The sequence below is a fragment of the Pseudoalteromonas sp. PS5 genome, from assembly GCF_004103255.1.
Lineage (GTDB): Bacteria > Pseudomonadota > Gammaproteobacteria > Enterobacterales > Alteromonadaceae > Pseudoalteromonas > Pseudoalteromonas peptidolytica.
This window is the reverse complement of record NZ_RCSQ01000216.1, coordinates 1-4,975: the sequence shown is the minus strand read 5'-3', so window position 1 is coordinate 4,975 and position 4,975 is coordinate 1. Positions and strand designations below refer to the sequence as shown.

General features: G+C 40.6%; 2 protein-coding genes. Both read right to left on the bottom strand.

The features are described from left to right. Positions 1 to 64 precede the first annotated feature (64 nt). On the bottom strand, positions 65 to 4,552 hold the full coding sequence (locus D9603_RS20625) for an EAL domain-containing protein (RefSeq protein WP_128732734.1): 4,488 nt from the start codon (positions 4,550 to 4,552) through the stop codon (positions 65 to 67). A gap of 186 nt (positions 4,553 to 4,738) precedes the next feature. Further along, on the bottom strand, positions 4,739 to 4,975 hold a 237-nt coding region (locus D9603_RS21990; protein WP_206644531.1), incomplete at its 5' end, for a hypothetical protein.

The window sequence follows — 4,975 nt, the reverse complement described above, 5'->3', positions numbered from 1 at the left end:
TTTTTAATGCTGTTAGCGTCATGTTTACTTCTTCAAATTGAGCAAGTATTAAGTCTAATTGGTATTATGCCCGAGCGCTTTCATGTTGGGTATAAAACTCGAGAAGTGCCTTGATGGCCATGGGTTTGGCAAAGAAATAGCCTTGCATATACTCACACCCCACATCGCGTAAATAGCTCAGTTGATGTTCGTTTTCAACACCCTCGGCAATACATTTCATATTCAAGCTTTGCGCGAGTAAATGAATAGTTCTAATAATTGATTTATTTGCTGGCTTTTCAGTCATATTTCTAACGAATCCTTGATCGATTTTAATAAAGTCCAAGGGAAACTCATTAAGGTAGGTAAGAGACGAAAAGCCGGTACCAAAGTCATCTAATAACAAAACAAAATTAGCACGTTTCATTTCATTTATTGTAGCGCGCGCTTTAACTAAATCAGACATAAATATTGACTCTGTTATTTCTAGTCTTAAATTGTTGCTGGTCAGGCCATGTGCCTGAAGTACTTCACTGAATTGGTAGGCAATATCAGATCGTAGAATATGCACTGCGCTTAAATTGATTGATAAATAGAAATTCGGCGACTGTTCAAATAAAGGTCTCAACTCGGACAGAGCTCTGAGCAGGGCTTGTTCAGTTAAAATTTCTATCAGTCCATTTTCTTCGGCGATAGGGATAAAGTCACTCGGAGGGATCCTCTCACCATCATGATCCCAACGCAGAAGTAACTCAACGCCTGCAAGGTGTCCCGTTGTGGTGTTGATTATAGGCTGATAGTGATTAAAAAACGCATTGCCCTTTACTGCTGTTTTCATTGCGGTTTCAAGGTTCAGCTTTTTACTGATTTCTGCATTCATGGACTCAGTAAAGAACTTAAAAGCATTACGTCCAGACTGTTTTGCATGGATCATCGCAATGTCTGCATTTCTAATTAGGGTATCGGAATCTGGTGCATCGAATGGATAAACAGCGATCCCGATACTTGCAGAAACACTCATAGTAATTCCATCAATCTCTATGCGTTCAGGGATCCGCTGTACCAAACGTTTGACAACATCACTCACAATCTCAATGCTTGCAAAGGACTTGATGAGAATCAGAAACTCATCACCACTTTGACGTGCGAGGATACAGTCATCACAGAGCTGCTCTTGAATTCTATTGGTGATTGCAATCAATAATTTATCCCCAATCCGATGACCATAAGCATCATTTATTGGTTTAAATCTATCTAAATCGAGAAAGAGCAGGGCGCAGCTTTGATGGCTGTTGCTAGCATTGAAAATCGCAAATTCAATGTGTTGTAACATTAAACTGCGATTTGGTAACTGTGTTAGTGCGTCATAATTTGCCAGATACCTTAATTCATTTTCGGCTTTTTTCTGCTCAGTGAGATCTGTCACCACGACGACAAAGTACTCAAGCGTGATATTGTCTTTTGAAACGGCACTGATACTAAGTTGGACTGGATGAAGGTTATCCCAGCTATCAGTTACTTGAACCTCTTGTCGTAAATATTGATTTGGGCCGAGCGATTTGAGCTTGCCAATGAGCCCTTGAAAGCGCTTTTCTCCTATCGCGTTGATAAAGCGCTCTGCAGTTAGAGCACTTAATGCTTCATCTTCTTGCAATTGGAAGGCTTTGCAAAAGCTACTATTTACAGAAATCGGCTGTAAGCGAGGGTCGAGAATTAAAATCCAGTCATTTACTTGGCTGAATGCTTCACCAAGCATGTTAGCACGCATTTGATGTGCTTTTTGTGTGGTTACATTCGTATATATGCCGTGTAACTCTATCGCCTTTCCCGATGCGTCAAACTCAGCTACTTGACCAAAGTCGTGAAACCAATGCCAGTTATCGTCATCACAACGTAGCCGATAAGCAAGAGAAAGTTGCTCTTTTGTGGGGTTCGCAATGAATTTCCTCCAAGCGCGTTCAACTATCTCCCGGTCATCAGGGTGAATAGCATTATAGTGCTCTTGAAGTGTCATCGTTTCACCCTCAAACCCCAATGCCAACGCACGTTGTTGGGTAATTTTTTTGGTCGATATGTTAGCTGACCACACGCCACTTTGAGTAGAGTGCAGAGCCAGTTTTGTTTGTTCACTTGCTTGAGTAACGGCCTTTAAAGCGGTTTTTAGTTGCCGTTGCTTTTGTTTATGTTTAATCACAAAAAAGACCAATAGTAGAGCAGCAGCAAGGCAATATAAAGTAATAGAGAGAGGTGAACGCCATGGTGAATAAGCAACGCTGAACTCCAAATCTACACTCGCTTGTGAGTTATCATTAACCATTGAGCGCGCAGATATGGCCAGAGTGTAATTACCCGGTGCCACTTGATTTAAAAATAGCTTGTTTCCTTCTAAATTTGAAAGTGATGAATGACTTTTGCCGTTTAACAGCGCTTGATATTGTGGCTGATGGTAGGCATTAAAATTAAAATCTGAAAATTGTAACTCAATGCCCATATCGTCGAATTTAAAATCTAATGCGTTTGCTATTTCGTTCGGTGCTATATAGCGTCGTTGCTGGCTCAGCACATCTATTTGGGTTAGTCGTAGGTTTCTCGTGGGATTAGAGCTGTCTAGAAACTGATCTGGATTAAATTGCACGGCGCCGTTTACAGTGCCAAATAATAGTTCGCCAGTGTGAGATGTTGCAGCTGCACCACTGTTAAATTCGGAGCTGGGTAATCCTTGAGGCACTGCAAAAATTTGTAGATTTTTACTTGTAGGATCAAACCTGATAAGCCCTCTTTGACTACTCGACCACACGATGCCATTTGTATCGATTAAGACAGTGTATAGGGTGTTACTTGGTAGCCCCTGTTTAGTGGTTAGATGCAGCTCTGTTTCAAAGGTTGTTTGATTCAGCTGTATCAACCCTTGTGTTGATGTCGCGAGCCATAGTTGACCCGAGGAGGTGCTACGCCAGCTGGTGATTGCAAAAGATGGTGAGTCATTCGGTGGTTGGTACACAGTATTAAGCGTATTGGTTGCTTTGTTATATCTTAATAGACCTTGATCTGTGCTAATCCAATAGTTTGAATTATCACCAAATATTGGTGGTAGCATTAAAAAGTTTTCAGATGTCGGTAGCTGCTTCGACAAGCCAATGAGCTTGCGTACAATGTTATCTTTAGCATCATATTCGTAATAACCATCGCTACTGATAAAAGGAAAGTAACGTTCTGAATATTTTGCCATCCCCCAGCCATAGCGAGAAAAGAGCGTGCCATCTGGTGTTGGAATATGCTGAATCTTTCTTGTTTTAGTGTTGAATAATGAGGTCTTTGATGCGCTCTGGATCAGGTAAGTCTGTGTCGGTAAATGCTGAGATTTCATGACCGTGAAAACGGCATTGCTACCATATATAGCTTTGGGGTCTCTATTTTGTAGATAAGTGGTGATGAACTGATGGCTACGCGCGTCAACCTCATTAATACCATTTTCTGTGCCAAGTAGTATTGTACGATTGTCAGTGGTGGTAATTGACCAGATATTGTTATTGGTGAATTTATCCTGCACTGCAGCGATAGGGCGAAATCGTAATGAGTTAGACGGCCAAAAGTATACGCCACTGTTGTGAGTACCCAGCCACAGATTGTGGTGTTTATCAGCGTAAAGCTGAGTGATACTCGGATCTGCTATATGATACTTACTTTCAGTTAAAGACAGCACTTTCTCGCTACTTTTATCTGTTCTGTCTATTGAATACAAGCCATGTTCAGTTGCAATAAACTCTCCGTACGGTGTGATTTGGTGTCCCCATATATTTTTATCAGAAACCAATTTATAACTTTTGGGTACAACTAAGCCTTCCTTGCTTAACGGAACTACGAATAGCCCTTCGACAGTCCCAACCAAAAGACCCAAAGCAGAGTCTTTTTTTAACAATTTAACATTGCGCGATAGTTCGGAATTAGATCGGTTATATTTAATTTCAGTTAGTTGTCCACTTGCGAGTGAGTAGGTAAAAAGCCCTTCGGTTGTTCCAACTGCAACAAAGTTGTCTACGAGCGTAATTGCGCGGATATGCTTATCAGCATCGAGGTGAACGAGCGCTCTAGAGCGAAGCGTATCGAGATTTAAGCTGTAAAGGACACTGTTTATTGAAAACAGGATATTATTTTTATGAGGGATAGCGGTCGTGATTGGTATAGGGAAGCCATTGCTATCTATGTGTTTGCCTTTGTAAATATGTTTGGTTTTATAGCTATTAATATCAAGTAAAAAAGCACCATTCATTCGCGTAGAAACTAAGATGTTATTTTCTGATAGGGGAAAAAGGCCGACGATTTCTTGCTCATTCAAATTAGCGCTGGTGTTAATATTGGTTACTGTATTGCCGTCATACCTGTTTAAGCCCTGCAAAGTGCCAATCCAAATAAAGCCATATTTGTCTTGAGTAATAGCGGTAATGGCTGACTGACTCAGCCCCTCTTCAACGGACAGCCTAGAGGTATGTAGGCCAACATTGTGGGCATGGCTGGGGGGAATTATGCAGCAATAAAAAAATAATATTAAAAAACACAATAGCGTTTGCTTCATTAAAAGACCTTTCTATATCCAATCTGGCTTAGTCCTTTAATCCGAAATCATAAAAACAAGCTGTTATGATCTACTTTTATAACGCTTCAGCTGAGACGCGAAGTCTAGCGGAATTATTATCGAAAGATCAACAAGAAATAGCACTACTTCACAATAACCTTAACATTTTATATACCTTGTTTGTGCTTACATAGTGCGACATCCTATTGTCATAGGACTATTGTTCAAAAGCTTTGTTGTTGTGCGTGGTTCAATTATACGTTGCTTTGCTGATGCCTTAGAGGTTAGCAGCTTTTTTTCTATCTGCTTATACCAATTATCTTTATTAAGTGGCTTATTTTGAGGCGAGAAAATTTTGTCGATAACTCCGCTACCGCGTCCTGCTTTCGCTAAGGTACCTACATCCATATAGGCAAGGCAAAA